Consider the following 17,901-nt stretch of genomic DNA (forward strand, 5'->3'; position numbering starts at 1 on the left):
AGATAATCGATAATGCCCAACAAAATGCTGATAGACGCCTCCCACCCGGAGGAAACGCGAGTCATCGTCGTCCGCGGTAACCGCATCGAAGAATTCGATTTCGAGTCCCAGGACAAGAAACAACTCAGAGGCAACATCTATCTTGCCCGCGTGACGCGGGTCGAACCTTCGCTTCAGGCCGCCTTCGTCGAGTATGGCGGGAACCGGCACGGCTTCCTGGCCTTCAGCGAAATCCATCCCGACTACTACCAGATCCCCGTCGCAGACCGTCAGGCGCTTCTGAAGGCCGAAGCCGCTCAGGCTCGCGCCGACGAGGACGACGACGAGGACAGCGACGGCGAGGAGCGCCAGGATCGTGGACGCGGACGGCGCAAGCGCCGCGGACGCGGACGCGACCGCAACGGCGACGCCGCCCAGGCAGCGGCGACGGAGGATGCCGACAGCGATTCTTCCGGCGATGCTTCGGACGAGATCGCGCCGATCGAGGAGTTCGAGGCGAGCGAGACGATTGAAGCGAGCCACGAAGAGACGGACACCGACGAGACCGCAGAAACTGCAGTATCCGACGCCGCCGATGCGGAAGCGCAGGCCGAACCGGCCGAGAGCGAGGCCGATGGCCAGCCGGCGACCGAAGATGGCGGCAAATCGATGGCTGCGGCGATTGAAGGCGACGTGGTTTCGGAGCCCGCCGCCGAGGCTTCCAACGAGGTAGAGCCGCGCAGCGGCAGCGTCGAGGAAGTCAACCACGCCTCCAGCGAGGAGAATGAGGTCGAATCGGTCGGTGCAGAGGATGCGCTGGAAGAGGTTCACGCCCGCCGCAAGCCGCTGCGCCGCCAGTACAAGATCCAGGAAGTCATAAAGCGGCGCCAGATCCTGCTCGTGCAGGTCGTCAAGGAGGAGCGGGGCAACAAGGGCGCGGCGCTGACCACCTATCTGTCGCTCGCCGGGCGCTACTCCGTCCTGATGCCGAACACCGCCCGCGGCGGCGGCATCTCGCGCAAGATCACCAACGCGCAGGACCGCAAGCGGCTGAAGGACGTGGTCAAGGACCTCGAGGTGCCGGAGGGCATGGGCGTCATCCTGCGCACCGCCGGCGAGAACCGCACCAAGGCCGAGATCAAGCGCGACTACGAATATCTGATGCGCCTGTGGGAGAACGTCCGCAACCTGACGCTGCAATCGACGGCGCCCGCCCTCGTCTATGAGGAGGGCTCGCTCATCAAGCGTTCGGTGCGCGACCTCTACAACAAGGACATCGACGAAATCCTGGTCTCCGGCGAGGAAGGCTACCGCGAGGCCAAGGACTTCATGCGGATGCTGATGCCGAGCCACGCGAAGGTGGTCCAGCCCTACCGCGACACCACGCCGATCTTCGCCCGCAACGGCATCGAAGCCCAGCTGGACCGCATGGTTCAGCCGCAGGTGACGCTGAAGAGCGGCGGCTACATCATCATCAACCAGACAGAGGCGCTGGTTGCGATCGACGTGAACTCCGGACGTTCGACCAAGGAGCACTCGATCGAGGACACCGCCCTCCAGACCAATCTGGAGGCGGCGGAGGAAGTCGCCCGGCAGCTGAGGCTGCGCGATCTTGCCGGACTGATCGTCATCGACTTCATCGACATGGAGGAGAACCGGAACAACCGAGCGGTCGAAAAGCGTCTCAAGGACCATCTGAAGAACGACCGTGCGCGCATCCAAGTCGGGCGCATCTCGCATTTCGGCCTGATGGAGATGAGCCGCCAGCGCATCCGCGCCTCAGTGCTCGAATCGACGATGAAGCCCTGCCCGCACTGCGGCGGCACGGGCCATGTCCGCTCCGATTCGTCCGTGGCGCTGCTCGTGGTCCGCGCCATCGAGGAATTCCTGCTGAAGGACTCGCGCAACCACCTGATCGTCAAGACCCCAGCGGCCACGGCGCTCTACGTCCTCAATCACAAGCGCAGCACGCTTTCCGAACTGGAGCGGCGCTTCGCGCTTACCATCACGCTCGATGTCGACGAGACGCTTGGCGCCCAGCACTACGCGATCCTCAAGGGCGCAATCGCCGAGAAGCCGATCGACTTCGTCGAACCGGCCAGCCTGCCCGCACCGGTCTATGACGAACCAGAAGCAGCCGAGGAGATCGAGGAGGAAGTCGAGGAGACCGCCGCCGCCGAGGCTCCGTCCGAGCAGCACGCCGAGCGCCACGACGGTGCGCATCGCGAGGATGGCGAGCATGGCCGCGACCGCAAGCGCCGCCGCCGCCGTCGGCGTCGCGGAGGTCGCGACCGCGACGAGCATCACCACGACGAGCACGACCAGCAGCCGCATGATGACGCGGAGCACCCCGTCGCCGCGGCGAACGACGACCAGCCCGAGGAAAGCGCAGAAGCGGCCGATTTGGCTGCGGCCGCCACGGGCGGCGAAGTGGTCGCCGAGGCCGTGTCCGATGCCGAGCGCAAGAAGCGGCGTCGCGGCAAGCGCGGCGGCAAGCGCAACCGGCGCGAGGACGGCACTGAGGTCTCCGAGCTCGAGGCCGGTGCGGACTCCGATGCGGAAGACGCAGCCGACGAGACGCCTGAGGCCGCAGAAGTCGCCGTGGAGGTTGCAGCCCCGGTAGAAGCAGCAGCAGAGGAGGCCCCCGCCCCTGAGGCAGCCGTCGAACCCGTTGCCGAACCGGTTGTCGAAGCTGCCCCGGAGAAGCCGAAGCGCGCGACGCGCTCCCGCAAGGCAGCGACTCCCGCCGCCGCCGATGAGGCGACTGCGGAGGCCAAGCCCGCGCGCAAGCCCCGCGCAAGCCGCAAGAAGACGGTTGAGGCGCCTGCCATCGATGCCGCCCCGGCCATTGCCGCGGAGGTGGAGAGCGAGCCCGCTGCGGAGCCGGCAGCGCCTGCGAAGCAGGTGATCGAATCGGTCGACGCCGTACGGCCGGCGACTGAGCCTGCCGAAGCCGTGGCGAACCTGCCGGAGGCAACGCCCGAAGCCGAGGCAGCGCCCGAAGGGGAGCCGAAGCCCAAGAAGGGTGGATGGTGGCAGCGCAGCAAGAGCTTCTTCTGAGAGCTCAGCGCCTGACGTTATCTCGTTGAGTTGAAAGGGCCTGCCGACATCGGCAGGCCCTTTCACATTGTGGACGCCAATGTGGAGGCTTCATCGCCCGGGCCAGCGCGTTCAGGGCGAATGAGCCGAGCGTCGAATTGCCGTTCTCGTCCGCCCCGGTGGCCACATGCAGACGGGTGCGAGGCCGAGGCCGGGTTCAGAATGCGATGCTGCGTCTGCCGGGAATGCCAGCATGGAACCCAGTGCACGGATCAGTATCAGCGCGTGGATGCGCCCTGCCGCTTCGCGAAGACAACCGAATGCCCGCGTTCGGGATCGCGCCCGCCACGAGCGACGGGGCCCTGCCCGCACCAGCTTACGGCCGACGCGCCGTCACAGCGTGTCGCTTGCTTCAGGAATTTTTACGGAACGAGTGCGCGGGACGAACCTTCAGCGCAGCCATCGGTCAAGACGTTCGAGCGCCTCGACCATGTCGTCATGGCTGCCCGCATAGGAGAACCGCATGTAGCGATGCCCTTGCAGGGGATCAAAGTCGCGCCCCGGCGTAGCGGCCACATGCGCCTCGGCGAGCATCTTTTGCGCAAACTCCATGCTGTCGTTGGTTAGCCTGGCGACGTCGCAGAAAGCGTAGAAGGCGCCGTCCATCGGAGCCGCCAGGGTGAATCCCAGCTCGGGCAGCCGCTGCATGAGCAGATCCCTGTTCCAGGCATAGCGCGCCTTGACCGCCTCGAGCTCCTCGGTGGCGCCGAAGGCCTCGACGGCCGCGGTCTGCGAAAGCTCCGGCGCCGAGATGTAGAGGCTCTGCTGCACTCGCTCCACGGCCCGCACCAGGCGTTCCGGCAGCACCATCCAGCCGATCCGCCAGCCAGTCATGCAGTAATATTTCGAGAAAGAGTTGATGACGGTGACATCGTTGTCGAACGCCAGCGCGGTGACGTCGGGTCCGGCATAGGACAGGCGGTGGTAGATCTCGTCCGAGATGACGGCGATGTCCAGTTCGGACGCCGTGCGCACCAACCGTTCGAGTTCCGCGGGCGGCACCAGTGCGCCAGTCGGGTTGGCGGGACTGGCGAACAGGACGCCCTTGAGCTTCTTCTCGGCGTAGGCTGCAGCGAGATGATCGGCATCCAGGAAGGGTGCGCCTTCGAGCTCGATCTCGACGACGTCGATGCCGAGCGCGGCCATGATGTTGCGGTAGGCCGGGTAGCCGGGCGCGGCAATCGCCACGCGGTCACCCGGATCGAACATGGTGAGGAAGGCGAGGTTGAACGCCGCCGACGAACCCGTTGTCACCGCAATGCGCGACGCCGGCACATCGACGCCGTAGTGCTCGGCGTAATGCTTCGAGATGGCTGCCCGCAGCGATGCCGTGCCGAGGGAATCTGTATAACCGATGCGGCCGTCGACCAGCGCCCGCTGCGCTGCCTCGCGCACGGCAAGCGGCGCAGGGTCGGAGGGCTGGCCTACCGCCATCGAGATGACTGGGGTCCCGCCGGCCCGCAGCCGATTGGCCTCGGCAAGCACGTCCATGGCATGGAATGGCTCGACCTCGCCGCGTTTCGAGAGTGCAACAGTCATGAGGGAAACTCCGGGCGGATCCCGAGCGTCCGCCTTGCGCCGCACAAATGCCCGATTGATATGGGGATCACAAGTTGATGAATCGGCTGCTCTTCCCTTTTCACTTCCATGCAGCTCGTTTACCAGTGGGCGCTCAAATGGCGAAGCTGACGAAATCCTTGGCCTCCTGGACGCGCCTAGCCGTCAGCGCGACGGTGGCCGCATCCCTTTTCGCGTTCTCCATCCAGCCTTCCTTCGCCCAGCAGCGCAGCGTGCCGATCGTGCGGGATGCAGAGATCGAGGCACTGGTGCGCGAATATGCGCGCCCCATTCTCAAGGCCGCCGGCCTCGCCAATTCCGGCATCGAGATCGTGCTGGTCAACGAATCGAGCTTCAACGCCTTCGTCGCCGGCCGGCGCATTTTCATCAATACCGGCGCGCTGATGGCTGCCGAGACGCCCAACGAGATCATCGGCGTACTCGCCCATGAGGCCGGCCACATCGCCGGCGGCCACCAGGAGCGGCTGCGCGATCAGCTGGCGCGCGCCCAGACCATGGCCATCGTCGCCGGGCTGCTCGGCGTCGGCGCGTCCCTGGCGGGTGCGGGCGCGAAGAGCCCAGCCCTCGCCCAGGCGGGCGCCGGCATCGCCATGGGTGGTGGCGAGTTCGCGCGCCGCGGCCTGATGAGCTACCAGCGGACGGAGGAGGCTACGGCCGACCGCTCGGCCCTCACCTACCTCGAGCGCACCGGACAGTCTCCCGTCGGCATGCTGAAGACGTTCGAGCGGTTCCAGTCGGCGCTCGCCCTTTCCGGCGCGCAGGTCGACCCGTACCGGATCAGTCACCCCACCCCGCGCGACCGTATCGCCAACCTGGAGGCGCTGGCGCAGAAAAGCCCCTACTTCGACAAGGTCGATGCACCTGGCCTGCAGCAGCGCCATGACATGATGCGCGCCAAGATCGCCGTCTACACGCAGGGGCAGTCGGCGGCGCAACGGCTATTCCGAAAGGAGCGCACGTCGCTTGCCGCCCAGTATGGTGACGCACAGGCGACCTTCGTCTACGGCAACCCGCGCTCGGCGCTCTCCAAGACGGACGCACTGCTCGCGGAACAGCCCAAGAACCCCTATTTCCACGAGCTGCGCGGCGACGTACTGATGAAGGCTAACCGGCCGGCAGAAGCTGCGAAGGCCTATGCGACCGCCGTCAGTCTCGATCCCGAAAAATCGGGCATGCTGATGATCGGATACGGCCAAGCCCTGCTGGCGGTCGGCACGCCGGATGCCGTCGACAAGGCGGTGACGCAGCTGCGCAAGGGGCTGGACCGGGATCCCGAGAATTCCGCCGCCTACCGCTATCTGGCGCAGGCCTACGGGCAGAAGGGCGACATCGCCGAGGCCGAGCTTGCAACTGCCGACGGCTATTACTACGCCGGCAACTACAGCGAGGCGAAGGTTTTGGCCGCCAGGGCGCAGCAGAAATTCAAGCGCGGTTCCCCGGGCTGGGTGCGGGCGCAGGACATCATCAATCACCAGACAGGCAAGAAGAAGAAGGGCTGACGCGCCGCAAGTCGCCGCAGCCCATCTCAAGGGATCGAAGCAATGAACAAATCCATCCTGCTCGGCGCGACGGGCATCGCCGTCGCGTTCGGCATGCTTGCATTCGGCTACACGGCGGGCAACGTCCAGCCGGCCAGGGCCGTGGAGGCGCCGCAGACCGTGGCGACGCCAGCCCCCGTGGACAAGGGCGAGGTCGAGAAGATCGTCCGTGACTATCTGGTCGCCAACCCGGAGATCCTCGACGAGATGCAGGCGGCGTTGGACGCCAAGCGCACAGAGCAGCAGCGGATCGCCCAGATCGAGACGATTCGGGCGAACAAGGACGAGATCTTCAACTCCAAGCACGACGCCGTCGTCGGCAACCCGAACGGCACGATCACCATCGTCGAGTTCTATGACTACAATTGCGGCTTCTGCAAACGCGCGCTGGACGACATGAAGGCGCTGACCGACGCCGACCCCGAGCTGCGATTCGTGCTGAAGGAGTTTCCGATTCTCGGTCCCGACTCCCAGAAGGCCCATATGGTCGCCAGCGCATTCCAGCGCCTGATGCCGGAGAAGTATGAGGAGTTCCACCAAAAGCTCCTCGGCCACGAGGGTCGCGCCGGTGAAGAATCGGCCATGAAGCTCGCGCTTTCGCTGGGAGCCGACGAAGCCAGGCTGCGGGCGGAACTGGAGAATCCCGAGATCGTGGAAAACTTCTCGCGAACCTACGACCTCGCCAGCAAGCTCGCCATCACCGGCACGCCGTCCTACGTAGTCGGCAACGAGGTGGTGTTCGGCGCACTCGGCAGGGACGTCCTGAGCGAGAGGATCGCCGCCGCCCGGGACTGAGGCAGACAGCTTCTGCTAATCGCGTTCCTGCGGGAGCGGCGGGCACTCTAACGAACGCACGTCCGCCGCTCTATCTGTTCGTGATCAGAATTTGTACGATGCCGGACGATTCCCTCTGGCTGCGAAACGCTCTACGCCAGCGGTCCCGATCCTGCCGAAGGCGTCCCGGCGCCGCGGCAGCGGCTCGTGCGCGGCCCCTGGCAAACGCGATCCTACGAAGATCGCCTGTCGCCGAGATCCGTCTCGACGGCGGAGGACCGTCTCTCAGAAAGCATCGCCCTGAGGGGCGGCATACGTTCGAAGATCGGAAGGAGGATCAATTCCGGGCATGTCGCCCTGGAAAAAAATGGCGCGAGTGACGGGGCTCGAACCCGCGACCTCCGGCGTGACAGGCCGGCACTCTAACCGACTGAGCTACACCCGCGCACCCGACGCTTGCTTCGTCAGCGGCGTCGTGGCGGTCAATTACGAAGTTCGTTGGGGAGTGTCAAGCGCACCAAACGCCTTTGTGCAGAACATCTCGATTTCCGCAACGGAAGGTCGAGAAAACCGTCGGTGTTCCTATCCGGCAACTGGCGATTTCAGCTTGCGCATGTCGGCCTTACAGCCTAAACGATCCGCCGGTCCGGGCGATTAGCTCAGTTGGTAGAGCGCTTCGTTTACACCGAAGATGTCGGCGGTTCGAGTCCGTCATCGCCCACCATTTTTCTTCGAATCTCACGGCAGTTCGCTTCGCTCACGCCCCCGATGGGATGGCCTGATCGGCCGGCCGAGGCCGCCCTGCGAACCCTGTGGGTTCGACATCTCTCCCGAGACCTCTATCAGAAACTGCTTCCGCCCCAGAGCCATGGGCAGCAGTCTGTACCGATGACATGGGTGACAACCTCGTGCCGAACAGGTTGTCGATAACCTGCAAGGTCTGTCTGCCAGCGCACGGTCGCATAGCATCGCGGACATGCCGCTTGATGTCTGCATGCCGGAACGCGCCGCGTCAGGCCCTCGCCGCGTCGAGCACGCGGAATTGCACCCGCCGCACCCCGTTCCAGTAGTTCGAGGACAAGGTGCCTGCGAGATGCACGGTAGAGCCCCTGTTCCTGACGAGGAAGTCGCCAAGGTCGGTGTCGGCCGCGCGGAAGGCCATTGCCTGCAGGCGGCCGCCGCCGTCGGAGCGCAGTTCGACCCTTATGTGGTTGGCGCCGACGAGGCGCGCATCGACGATTCGGTGCCGCGGCACGGCAAAGGCCGGCGCCGGATGGCCCGCGCCGTAAGGCCCCGCGGCCTCCAGCGAATCGAGCAGCGATTCTGTCGCGCCCTCGGCGGCCACCGCAGCGTCTATCTTCAGCGTCTCCTCGTCGCGCAGCTTCGCCACCGCTGCCTGGGCGCGGTCCTCGAAGAAGGCGCGCAGCGCGCCAAGCTTCGCGCGCTCAACCGTGATACCGGCCGCCATCGCGTGGCCGCCGCCCTTCACGAGCAGGCCTTCCGTCACCGCGTCGCGCACCAGATGGCCGAGATCGAAGCCGGGGATCGAGCGCCCCGAACCAGCGCCGACGCCACTCGGGTTGAAGGCGATCGCAAAAGCCGGCCGCCGCGCATGATCCTTGAGGCGGGAGGCGAGCAGGCCGACAATGCCCGGGTGCCAATTGTCCCGCGCGGTCACCAGAATGCCGGGGCCGCCTCCCCCGATCAGTTCCGCGTCGGCCTCGGCGCGCGCTTCGGCCAGCATGGTCTGCTCCATCGCCTGCCGTTCCTGGTTCAGCCGGTCGAGGGTTTCGGCGATCCGCTGCACCTCCACCGGATCCTCACTGGCGAGCAGCCGGCTGCCGAGCGCGGCGTCCCCGATGCGTCCTCCAGCGTTGATGCGCGGACCGAGCAGGAACGAGAGGTGGAAGGTGTTCATCGGCTCGCCGATGCGCGCCACGCCCGAGAGTGCGGCGAGCCCCTTGTTCTGCAACTGGCGAATGGCCAGCAATCCCTTCGCCACGAAGGCGCGGTTGATGCCTGTCAGCGCCACCACGTCGCAGACGGTCGCCAGCGCGACAAGGTCAAGGTAGCCGAGGAGATCGGGCCCAGGCGTGGCCGGCAGCCGCGCGCGCAGGACCTTCGCGGTCTGGACCAGCGCAAGAAACACCACACCGGCGGCGCACATGTGCCCCTGCCCCGAAAGATCGTCCTCGCGATTCGGATTGACGACCGGGATAGCTTCCGGCAACGCGCCGCCGACCTGGTGATGGTCGAGCACCACGACGTCGGCGCCGGCCTCGCGCGCCGCAGCAATGGACGGCGCACTGTTGGTGCCGCAGTCGACGGTCACGATCAGCGTCGCGCCGCGTCCCACCAGCTCGCGCATCGCGTCCGGATTGGGGCCGTAGCCTTCGAAGATGCGATCGGGGATGTAGATTTCGGAGGAGACGCCGTAGTGGACCAAAAAGCGGCTGAGCAGCGCCGAGGAAGCCGCGCCGTCGACGTCATAGTCGCCGAATATCGCGACCTTCTCGTTGCGGACGACGGCGTCGGCGAGGCGTTCGGCCGCGGCCTCCATGTCGGTCAGCGACACGGGATTGGGCAGGAGGTCGCGAATCGTCGGATCGAGGAAGCGGACGGTCTCCGCTGTCGTGACGCCCCTGCCCGCGAGGACGCGTGCCACGATGTCCGGGACCCCATGATCCTGCGCGATGGCGAGAGCGGCCATGTCCTGCCGCTCGTTCAGCCGGTGCTCCCAGGCAAGCCCGGTCGCAGACTTCCGCACGCCCAGAAAGAAACGCTTTTCGTCCGCCACCGCTTCACCCGTCCGACAACGGCTGAACATAGGCGCGGTCGGTGCGCTTTTTCAAAGCGAAAGCTGCCTCGGGCCGCCTGACGTGGCGGTAATCATCAGAATTTGTCGAGATCCTGATGCCGCGCCTTGATCTCCCGCACCGTCTTGGTCGACGAGCGCAGCACGATGGTGTGGGTGCGGATCGAATCCTTGCCGAACTTGACGCCGGCCAGCATGTTTCCGTCGGTGACGCCGGTTGCAGCGAACAGAACGTCGCCGCGCGCCATCTCCTCGGCGCGGTAGACCTTCTTTGGATCGGCAATGCCCATCTTGGCCGCCCGTGCGACCTTCTCCGGCGTATCGAGGATCAGCCGGCCCTGGATCTGGCCGCCGATGCAGCGCAGCGCGGCTGCCGCCAGGACGCCCTCGGGCGCACCGCCCGAACCGATATAGATGTCGATGCCGGTCTCGTCGGGATCGGTCGTATGGATGACGCCGGCGACATCGCCGTCGCCGATCAGACGGATGGCGGCGCCGGTCGCACGCACCGCCTCGATCAGCTTTGCGTGGCGCGGCCGATCCAGGATGCAGGCCGTGATCTCGGACACCGACACGCCCTTGGCCTTGGCGAGACGGGCGATGTTCTCCGCCGGCGGCGCATCGAGGTCGACGACATCGGGGGCGTAGCCGGGGCCGATGGCGATCTTGTCCATATAGACGTCGGGCGCGTTGAGCAGGCTGCCCTTTTCGGCGATCGCAACCACCGCCAGCGCATTCGGCAGGTTCTTCGCGCAGATGGTGGTGCCTTCCAGCGGATCCAGCGCGATGTCGACTTCCGGACCGTCGCCGACGCCCACCTCCTCGCCGATGTAGAGCATGGGCGCCTCGTCGCGCTCTCCTTCTCCGATGACGACAGTGCCGCGGATCGGCAGTCGGTTGAGCTCGGAGCGCATGCCGTCGACAGCGGCTTGGTCAGCGGCCTTCTCGTCGCCACGGCCGCGCAGCCGCGCTGCAGCCACCGCCGCGCGTTCGGTGACGCGCACCAGTTCAATCGTCAGTATCCGGTCCAGCCCATCAAGGGGCGTGCTCGCATTCGCGCTGATCTGGCTGTCCATTCCGTTCCTCGTTGTTTCCGCCGCCACATGTATTTCTCAGGATCGCATGACGGCCATGCGACCGTCGGTGCGGTCTGGCGACGCGCCGCTATCCGGCGCGTTCGATCCGGATCACCTGCGGCTTGTCGGTCAGGTGACCGTCCTTGGTGATGCCTTCCACCGCCCTGCGGACCGCCGCCTCGGTGGTCTCGTGGGTCACGAGGATCACCGTTTTGCGATCCTCGCCGTCAGGCCCAACGCCGTGCTGGACGATGGATTCCAGGGAAATCTCGTTGTCCGCCATCCGCTTGGCGATCGCCGCGAAGACCCCCAGGCGGTCATATACGGTCAGGCGAATGAAGTAGCCGCCCGCATGGCTGCGCATCTGCGCCTTCTTGTAGGGGCGTAGTTCCTTTGCAGGGAGGCCGAAGACAGGGCCGTGCTGGAAGCCCGGACGGCTCTTGGCTATGTCGGCGATGTCACCGACCACAGCCGAGGCCGTGGCGTTGCCGCCCGCCCCTGGCCCGGAGAGCAGCAACTCGCCGAGAATATCAGTCTCGATGGCGACCGCGTTGGTCACGCCATGCACCTGCGCGATCACCGAGGCGGTCGGCACCATGGTCGGGTGCACACGCTGCTCGATGCCGCTTTCGGTGCGCTGGGCAACGCCCAGCAGCTTGATGCGGTAGCCGAGTTCAGCCGCGGCGCGGATGTCGGCCTGGGTGATGTTGGAGATACCCTCCAGGTAGATGTCGCCGGCCGAAATCCGGCATCCGAAGGCAAGGCTGGTGAGGATCGACAGCTTGTGCGCGGTGTCGTGACCCTCGATGTCGAAGGTCGGGTCGGCCTCGGCATAGCCAAGACGCTGCGCGTCCTTCAGGCAGGCGTCGAAGGACAGGCCTTCCGCCTCCATGCGGGTCAGGATGTAGTTGCAGGTGCCGTTGAGGATGCCGAAAACGCGTGTGACCGTGTTGCCGGCCATCGCCTCGCGCATCGTCTTGATGACCGGGATGCCGCCAGCCACCGCCGCCTCGTAGTTGAGCAGGACGCCGTGCTTCTCTGCGATCTCAGCCAGCGCCACGCCATGCTTGGCAAGCAGCGCCTTGTTGGCCGTCACGACATGCCGGCCGGCCTCGAGAGCCGCCTTGACCGCCTCATGCGCCGCACCGTTGTCGCCGCCGATCAGTTCCACGAAGACATCGATGTCCGCGCTCCGCGCCAGATCCACGGGATCGTCGAACCAGACGGCGCTCGAAAGGTCGATGCCGCGGTCGCGCCCCCTGCTCCGCGCCGACACGGCGGTCACGGCGATCTCTCGACCGCACTGCCTCGACAACTCGGCCGTCTTCTCCGCCAACACGCGAGCAACCGAGCTCCCGACTGTGCCGAGCCCGGCAATCCCGACGCGCAATGCTTCGGCCATACTTCAGCCCTCTGATTGATTTCGATGGGGTCCGGTCGGGCGCGAGGCCCGCCCTGCGTCAGCGACGCGCGGCAAGCGAGACGACGTTGTTCGGCTGCTTGGCGGACGAGGTGAGGAATTTCTTGATGTTGCGGGCGGCCTGACGGATACGGTGCTCGTTCTCGACCAGCGCCAGGCGCACGAAGTCATCCCCATGCTCGCCGAAGCCGACGCCGGGCGCGACAGCAACGTCGGCGTGCTCGATGAGCAGCTTGGAGAACTCGAGCGATCCGAGGTGGCGGAACGGCTCCGGGATCGGCGCCCAGGCGAACATCGAGGCGGCAGGCGCCGGAATGGTCCAGCCGGCGCGCTCGAAGGAATCCACCATCACGTCGCGGCGCTTGTGATAGACGTCGCGGACCTCCGCGATATCCGAGCCGTCGCCGTTCAGCGCCGCCGTGGCGGCCACCTGGATCGGCGTGAATGCGCCGTAGTCGAGATAGGATTTTACCCGCGTCAGCGCCGAGATCAGCCGCTCGTTGCCAACCGCAAAACCCATGCGCCAGCCGGGCATGGAGAAGGTCTTCGACATCGAGGTGAACTCGACGGTGACTTCCATTGCGCCCGGCACCTGCAGAACGGAGGGCGGCGGGTTGCCGTCGAAGTAAATCTCCGAATAGGCGAGATCCGATAGGATGATGATCTCGTTCTTGCGGGCGAAGGCGACGACATCCTTGTAGAAGTCGAGCGAGGCGACCAGCGCCGCCGGGTTTGACGGATAGTTCAGGATTAGCGCCAGCGGCTTCGGGATGGAATGACGCACGCCGCGCTCAAGCGCGGGGATGAAGTTGTCGTCCGGATCGGCCTGCATGGAGCGAATGACGCCGCCCGACATGATGAAGCCGAAGGCGTGGATAGGATATGTCGGGTTCGGGCACAGCACCACGTCGCCGGGTGCCGTGATCGCCTGCGCCATGTTGGCGAAGCCTTCCTTCGAGCCGAGCGTCGCGACGATCTGCGTGTCGGGGTCGAGCTTCACGCCGAAGCGGCGCGCATAGTAGTTGGCCTGCGCGCGGCGCAGGCCGGGAATGCCGCGGGACGACGAATAGCGGTGGGTGCGCGGGTCACGCACGACTTCGCAAAGCTTGTCGACGATGGCCGTCGGCGTCGGCAAATCGGGATTTCCCATGCCCAGATCGATGATGTCGGCGCCACGAGCTCGCGCGCTGGCCTTCAGGCGATTGACCTGCTCGAAGACGTATGGCGGCAGCCGGCGGACCTTGTGAAACTCTTCCATCATCATACCAATCAGGGAGTGGGCGGGAACGGCGGCGGCTATACACCCATTCGCCTACGCGGTCGATAGGATCACTGCTTGCCTTCGATGTCGGCCAGGACGGAATCTCCGCGATCCTTGGCCAACGTCAGAAGCCGCAGCCGTTCTTCCTCGGTGATGCTCGATGCGCCGACGCCCGCCTTGGCGGCGCTGGCGCTGGACACCAGTCCCGTGCGCCCCGAAGTCTGCTCCTGGGGCGTCAGCTGCGGTCCGGCCGCCTGCGGCCTGATGTTGAGGTTCGGGTAGGTTCCGGTGTTCTGGGGGGCCGAGCCGCTGATCGACGGCACCGTGCTGACGGGGCCCACACCCTCTTCGATATTCGACGCGCAGCCGCCGATGGTCAAAAGAATGCCACAGATCGCTGCATTGCGCATGACGGCGCGGCCGGAGAATTTCCATGCACCGTCAAGGTGATATCTCATACGTTCGTTTCTCCACGTCGGACCATTGCCGTTGGACCGTGTCAAAGCTGCCATGATACTATGTCAAAAGAAAAGTCCATGGGAGGATCGTTTCGATCATGTCGAGAACTGCCGATTCGAACAATGCGAACGAAGACGGCAGATCCCCCGTTGACCAGTATCTGGTCAAGGATCCCGAGAAATTTGCGCTGAACGTCGCCAAGATGATCGAGGAAGCCGGCAAGGCTGCTTCCGCGTGGGCGACCCCGCGCGAGAACGGCGAGATGCGCGACACCGTGGCGGAGCCGATGGCCGACATGGTCAAGACGTTCTCCAAGCTGACCGAATACTGGCTCGCCGATCCCTCGCGCGCCCTTGAAGCGCAGACGCGCCTCTTCGCAGGCTACATGGACGTGTGGAGTTCGGCGATCCAGCGCGTCAGCACGGGCGACGAGGTCGAGGGCCAGGTCGCGCCCGAGCGGGGCGACAAGCGCTTCCTCGACCCCGAATGGGGCAAGAACGCGTTCTTCGATTTCCTGAAGCAGGCTTATCTCGTCACCTCCCGCTGGGCCGGCGACTTGGTCGAGCACGCCGAGGGGCTCGACGAGCACACGAAGCACAAGGCCGGCTTCTACGTGAAGCAGATCTCCAACGCGATCTCGCCGTCGAACTTCATCCTCACCAATCCGGAGCTCTTCCGCGAGACGGTGGCGTCGCACGGCGAAAACCTGGTGCGCGGCATGAGGATGCTGGCCGAGGACATCGAGGCCGGCAAGGGCGACCTGAAGCTCAGGCAGGCGGACAGCTCCCAGTTCAGGATCGGCGAGAATATCGCCGTGACGCCCGGCAAGGTCATTGCGCGCAGCGAACTGGCGGAAATCATCCAGTATGCCGCCACCACCGACAAGGTGCTGAAGCGGCCGCTTCTCATCTGCCCGCCGTGGATCAACAAGTTCTACATCCTCGACCTCAACCCGGAAAAATCCTTCATCCGATGGGCGGTGGAGCAAGGGCACACCGTATTCGTCATCTCCTGGGTGAACCCCGACGAGCGACACGGGCGCATGGACTGGGAGGCGTATATCCGGGACGGGCTGCAGTTCGGCCTCGACACGATCGAGAAGGCGACCGGCGAGCGTGCGGTCAATGCGATCGGCTACTGCGTCGGCGGCACGCTACTGGCGGCCGGTCTGGCCCTCTTCGCCAGGGAAGGCGAGGACCGCATCAAATCGGTCACCTTCTTCACCACCCAGGTCGACTTCACCCATGCGGGCGACCTCAAGGTGTTCGTCGACGAGGACCAGATTGCCGCGCTCGAGCGCTCGATGAACCAGAAGGGCTACCTCGACGGCACCAAGATGGCCACAGCCTTCAACATGCTGCGCTCCGGCGACCTGATCTGGCCCTACGTCGTCAACAACTACATGCGCGGCAAAGCACCGATGCCGTTCGACCTGCTCTACTGGAACTCCGATTCCACCCGCATGGCGGCGGCGAACCACTCGTTCTACCTGCGCAACTGCTATCTCGAGAACAATCTCTCGCAGGGCCGCATGAAGCTCGACGGCAAGACCGTGTCGCTCGGCGACGTCAAGATACCGGTCTACAATCTCGCCTCGCGGGAAGACCACATCGCCCCTGCCCGCTCGGTGTTCCTCGGGTCGCGCTATTTTGGCGGCGAGGTCGAGTATGTGATGGCCGGCTCCGGCCACATCGCGGGCGTCGTCAATCCGGTGACGTCGAAGAAGTACCAGTACTGGACCGGCGGCAAGCCGGTCGGCGAATTCGAGGACTGGGTCGCCAAGGCTACCGAGCATCCGGGCTCATGGTGGCCCCACTGGCAGCGCTGGATCGAGGAAAAGGATGGCGCCCGCGTGCCGCCCCGCAAGCTGCCACCAGCCTCGCGGACGCTCGGCGACGCGCCCGGCGCCTACGTCAAGGTGCGGGTCTAGGGTCGAGGCAGGTTCGATGCTGCATCCAACCGCAAGCTTCGCGAAATGCGGATGGATCATGCTGCGATAAGCATCGTGCGCCCGGAGCGTATGTGTTGACGCTGCGCCACATTCCGGCGAAAACGTGACCGGTATCATGTTCTCGCCCCATTTCCCGCATACGCAGTTGCTCCGGGGAAATAGGTCTATCTGGGCGATTTGTTTCGAGGCGTTTGCCTCGATCCATGGATAAGTGGGCCGCTCCTAGCGCGCCAATGCGGTTGGAAGGGGAAGCGATTTTGAGTCCAGTGCGATCGCGCTCCGCGAAGAGGTTGGTGCATGCGTTTGCCGCTGCGGCGACCTCGCTGCTCATCGCTTCCTGCTCGACCTCCCCTGACGGCCAGGCCAGCTTCGCGCTTTCCAATCCCGCATTGAGTTCCGACGCCGCCACGACCGACGACACAGCGAACGGCGTTGCCCCGGAGGCAACGGCGGTCGCGGCCGATTCCAGCGCCGACCACCGAGCCGGCGCCGGCAACTCCGCCCTCCCCGCGAAGGTAGCCTATCTTCCCCCGGCGAAGCCCGGCGCGGCTTTTCCCAAGGCCGGCCTGGCCGCTTCGGCCGAATCATCAGCCGATGCGAATACGGCAGTGAAGGCAGACGCAACAGCCGCCGCCACCGCCGGGCAGGAGCCCGCTGCAAAGGAACAAATCCTTACTGCCTCGCCGCCCTCGCCGCGCAACGAACAGGTGATGACGGCTGCTAACCCGGCGGCTGCCGAACCAGCGCCGAAGAAGCGGAGCTTCCTCGCCTCCCTTTTCTCGGCGAATCAGGCGGCCGCAGCTCCCGTCAGGACGCAGAAGCCGGAGACCCAGGACAGCAACGCGACGACGGCGGCTTCCGTAAAGCCGGAGGCCCCGAAAGCGGCCTCCCAAAAGCCCGAACCGGCGCCGCTCGTCAAACTCGCCTCCACGGAACCGTCCGAACAGCTCGCGATATCGCGGGGCGTCACCGGCTCCTACGGCAGCGACGCCCTGCCCGGCGTGCGCAAGACCGAGCTCTTCGAGATCAAGCGCAAGTCGGGCCTCGACGACGACAGTGACGTCGACCTGCACGAGGAGGACGACATTGGGCCGATCAGGGTCGCCTCGGCTGCGGGCCTCGCGCGACTGGCTCCCAACGGGCTGCTCAAGCAGACCGACCGCGTCGACACGGCCTGCCTCAAGCCGGCACTGGTGCGGACGCTGAAGCAGATGGAGCGCCACTTCGGCCGCAAGGTCGTCATCACCTCCGGCTATCGCAGCGCGAGCTACAACCGGCAGGTGCGCGGCGCCAAGAATTCGCAGCACATGTACTGCGCCGCAGCCGACATCCAGATCCCGGGCGTCAGCAAGTGGGAGGTCGCGAACTTTGCGCGCAGCCTGCCCGGCCGTGGCGGCGTCGGCACATACTGCCACACCGAGTCCGTTCATGTGGACGTCGGGCCGGAGCGCGACTGGAACTGGCGCTGCCGCCGTGGCAAGGCCTGAAACAGGTCGCTGAAAAAAGTACGAAAATCGATGACTTGGCGGGTTGACCCTTCGGGACCAAGCTGACTATAAGCCCGCTGTCCGCGCCCATCGTCTAGCGGTCTAGGACGCCGCCCTTTCACGGCGGAAACACGGGTTCGATTCCCGTTGGGCGTGCCATTTTTTTCCGGCACTTTGCGCTGCGAGCGTGCAGCGAATCAGTCAATCGAAGGGTCCCTAGACGGCCCTCGATGACAGGTACGCGCGTTTCTCGCCGGCCGACGTCGTCTCGCCACTTTCCGCGCGCCGAACCAGCACCTTCCGTACCTCGATGTGACTGCGGACATCGTCGTCATGATGTCCGGAACACTCCCCTTCCCTGTCCCGGCACAGGATGCGGCCTGCAAAGACCTCAGGCGCGCCAAAGGGCGCGAGAGCGTGACGCGCAAGTCACCTGCGCGTCATCCGACGTTGCCGCAACAGCT

The 17,901-nt window shown here is 65.5% G+C and carries 11 protein-coding genes and 3 tRNA genes; 7 read left to right on the plus strand and 7 right to left on the minus strand.

Annotated features, from left to right (window positions below):
* Positions 1-12: 12 nt before the first annotated feature.
* Positions 13-3,039 (plus strand): Rne/Rng family ribonuclease, encoded by a 3,027-nt coding sequence (locus PD284_RS18185; protein WP_274629564.1) that lies wholly within the window; start codon positions 13-15, stop codon positions 3,037-3,039.
* 429 nt (positions 3,040-3,468) lie between these two features.
* Here the strand turns inward: PD284_RS18185 and PD284_RS18190 are convergent, their stop codons facing one another.
* Positions 3,469-4,617 (minus strand): pyridoxal phosphate-dependent aminotransferase, encoded by a 1,149-nt coding sequence (locus PD284_RS18190; protein WP_274629565.1) that lies wholly within the window; start codon positions 4,615-4,617, stop codon positions 3,469-3,471.
* A 137-nt stretch (positions 4,618-4,754) separates the two neighbouring features.
* Here PD284_RS18190 and PD284_RS18195 point away from each other — a divergent pair, with 137 nt between their 5' ends.
* Complete coding sequence (locus PD284_RS18195; RefSeq protein ID WP_274629566.1) at positions 4,755-6,155, plus strand: M48 family metalloprotease; 1,401 nt, start codon at positions 4,755-4,757, stop codon at positions 6,153-6,155.
* A gap of 42 nt (positions 6,156-6,197) precedes the next feature.
* On the plus strand, positions 6,198-6,989 hold the full coding sequence (locus tag PD284_RS18200) for a DsbA family protein (RefSeq protein ID WP_274629567.1): 792 nt from the start codon (positions 6,198-6,200) through the stop codon (positions 6,987-6,989).
* 347 nt (positions 6,990-7,336) lie between these two features.
* Here PD284_RS18200 and PD284_RS18205 read toward each other — a convergent pair.
* A tRNA-Asp gene (locus tag PD284_RS18205) sits at positions 7,337-7,413 on the minus strand.
* Positions 7,414-7,616: 203 nt separating this feature from the next.
* On the opposite strand from PD284_RS18205, the gene PD284_RS18210 reads away from it, so the two are divergent.
* A tRNA-Val gene (locus PD284_RS18210) sits at positions 7,617-7,692 on the plus strand.
* A 288-nt stretch (positions 7,693-7,980) separates the two neighbouring features.
* On the opposite strand, the gene recJ is transcribed toward PD284_RS18210, so the two are convergent.
* The 5 genes from recJ to PD284_RS18235 all read right to left on the minus strand — a co-directional run bounded on the left by recJ (position 7,981) and on the right by PD284_RS18235 (position 13,998).
* On the minus strand, positions 7,981-9,795 hold the full coding sequence (gene recJ, locus PD284_RS18215) for a single-stranded-DNA-specific exonuclease RecJ (RefSeq protein WP_411956230.1): 1,815 nt from the start codon (positions 9,793-9,795) through the stop codon (positions 7,981-7,983).
* A 65-nt stretch (positions 9,796-9,860) separates the two neighbouring features.
* Positions 9,861-10,859 carry a class II fructose-bisphosphatase gene (gene glpX, locus PD284_RS18220; protein ID WP_274629569.1) on the minus strand — a complete coding sequence of 333 codons (999 nt, stop codon included), beginning with the start codon at positions 10,857-10,859 and terminating at the stop codon, positions 9,861-9,863.
* 88 nt (positions 10,860-10,947) lie between these two features.
* Complete coding sequence (locus PD284_RS18225) at positions 10,948-12,261, minus strand: homoserine dehydrogenase (RefSeq protein ID WP_274629570.1); 1,314 nt, start codon at positions 12,259-12,261, stop codon at positions 10,948-10,950.
* A 58-nt stretch (positions 12,262-12,319) separates the two neighbouring features.
* The gene (locus tag PD284_RS18230) at positions 12,320-13,537 is read right to left on the minus strand and encodes an LL-diaminopimelate aminotransferase (RefSeq protein ID WP_274630687.1); all 1,218 of its coding nucleotides are present in this window, start codon (positions 13,535-13,537) and stop codon (positions 12,320-12,322) included.
* Positions 13,538-13,608: 71 nt separating this feature from the next.
* Positions 13,609-13,998, minus strand: a complete 390-nt coding sequence (locus PD284_RS18235) for a hypothetical protein (protein ID WP_274629571.1) — start codon at positions 13,996-13,998, stop codon at positions 13,609-13,611.
* 98 nt (positions 13,999-14,096) lie between these two features.
* On the opposite strand from PD284_RS18235, the gene PD284_RS18240 reads away from it, so the two are divergent.
* From PD284_RS18240 to PD284_RS18250, 3 genes are all read left to right on the plus strand, one after another.
* Positions 14,097-15,929, plus strand: coding sequence for a PHA/PHB synthase family protein (locus tag PD284_RS18240; protein ID WP_274629572.1), 1,833 nt, complete (start codon positions 14,097-14,099; stop codon positions 15,927-15,929).
* A gap of 314 nt (positions 15,930-16,243) precedes the next feature.
* Positions 16,244-17,437, plus strand: a complete 1,194-nt coding sequence (locus PD284_RS18245; protein WP_274629573.1) for a YcbK family protein — start codon at positions 16,244-16,246, stop codon at positions 17,435-17,437.
* An 83-nt stretch (positions 17,438-17,520) separates the two neighbouring features.
* A tRNA-Glu gene (locus PD284_RS18250) sits at positions 17,521-17,596 on the plus strand.
* Positions 17,597-17,901 lie beyond the last annotated feature (305 nt).

The organism is Mesorhizobium shangrilense, from assembly GCF_028826155.1.
Taxonomy (GTDB): domain Bacteria; phylum Pseudomonadota; class Alphaproteobacteria; order Rhizobiales; family Rhizobiaceae; genus Arvimicrobium; species Arvimicrobium flavum.

Coding starts and splice junctions, on each gene's coding strand:
- PD284_RS18240 (WP_274629572.1), top strand. CDS start 14,097: ATGTCGAGAACTGCCGATTCGAACAATGCGAACGAAGACGGCAGATCC.
- PD284_RS18190 (WP_274629565.1), bottom strand. CDS start 4,617: ATGACTGTTGCACTCTCGAAACGCGGCGAGGTCGAGCCATTCCATGCC.
- PD284_RS18195 (WP_274629566.1), top strand. CDS start 4,755: ATGGCGAAGCTGACGAAATCCTTGGCCTCCTGGACGCGCCTAGCCGTC.
- PD284_RS18225 (WP_274629570.1), bottom strand. CDS start 12,261: ATGGCCGAAGCATTGCGCGTCGGGATTGCCGGGCTCGGCACAGTCGGG.
- PD284_RS18230 (WP_274630687.1), bottom strand. CDS start 13,537: ATGGAAGAGTTTCACAAGGTCCGCCGGCTGCCGCCATACGTCTTCGAG.
- PD284_RS18185 (WP_274629564.1), top strand. CDS start 13: ATGCCCAACAAAATGCTGATAGACGCCTCCCACCCGGAGGAAACGCGA.
- recJ (WP_411956230.1), bottom strand. CDS start 9,795: ATGTTCAGCCGTTGTCGGACGGGTGAAGCGGTGGCGGACGAAAAGCGT.
- glpX (WP_274629569.1), bottom strand. CDS start 10,859: ATGGACAGCCAGATCAGCGCGAATGCGAGCACGCCCCTTGATGGGCTG.
- PD284_RS18200 (WP_274629567.1), top strand. CDS start 6,198: ATGAACAAATCCATCCTGCTCGGCGCGACGGGCATCGCCGTCGCGTTC.
- PD284_RS18235 (WP_274629571.1), bottom strand. CDS start 13,998: ATGAGATATCACCTTGACGGTGCATGGAAATTCTCCGGCCGCGCCGTC.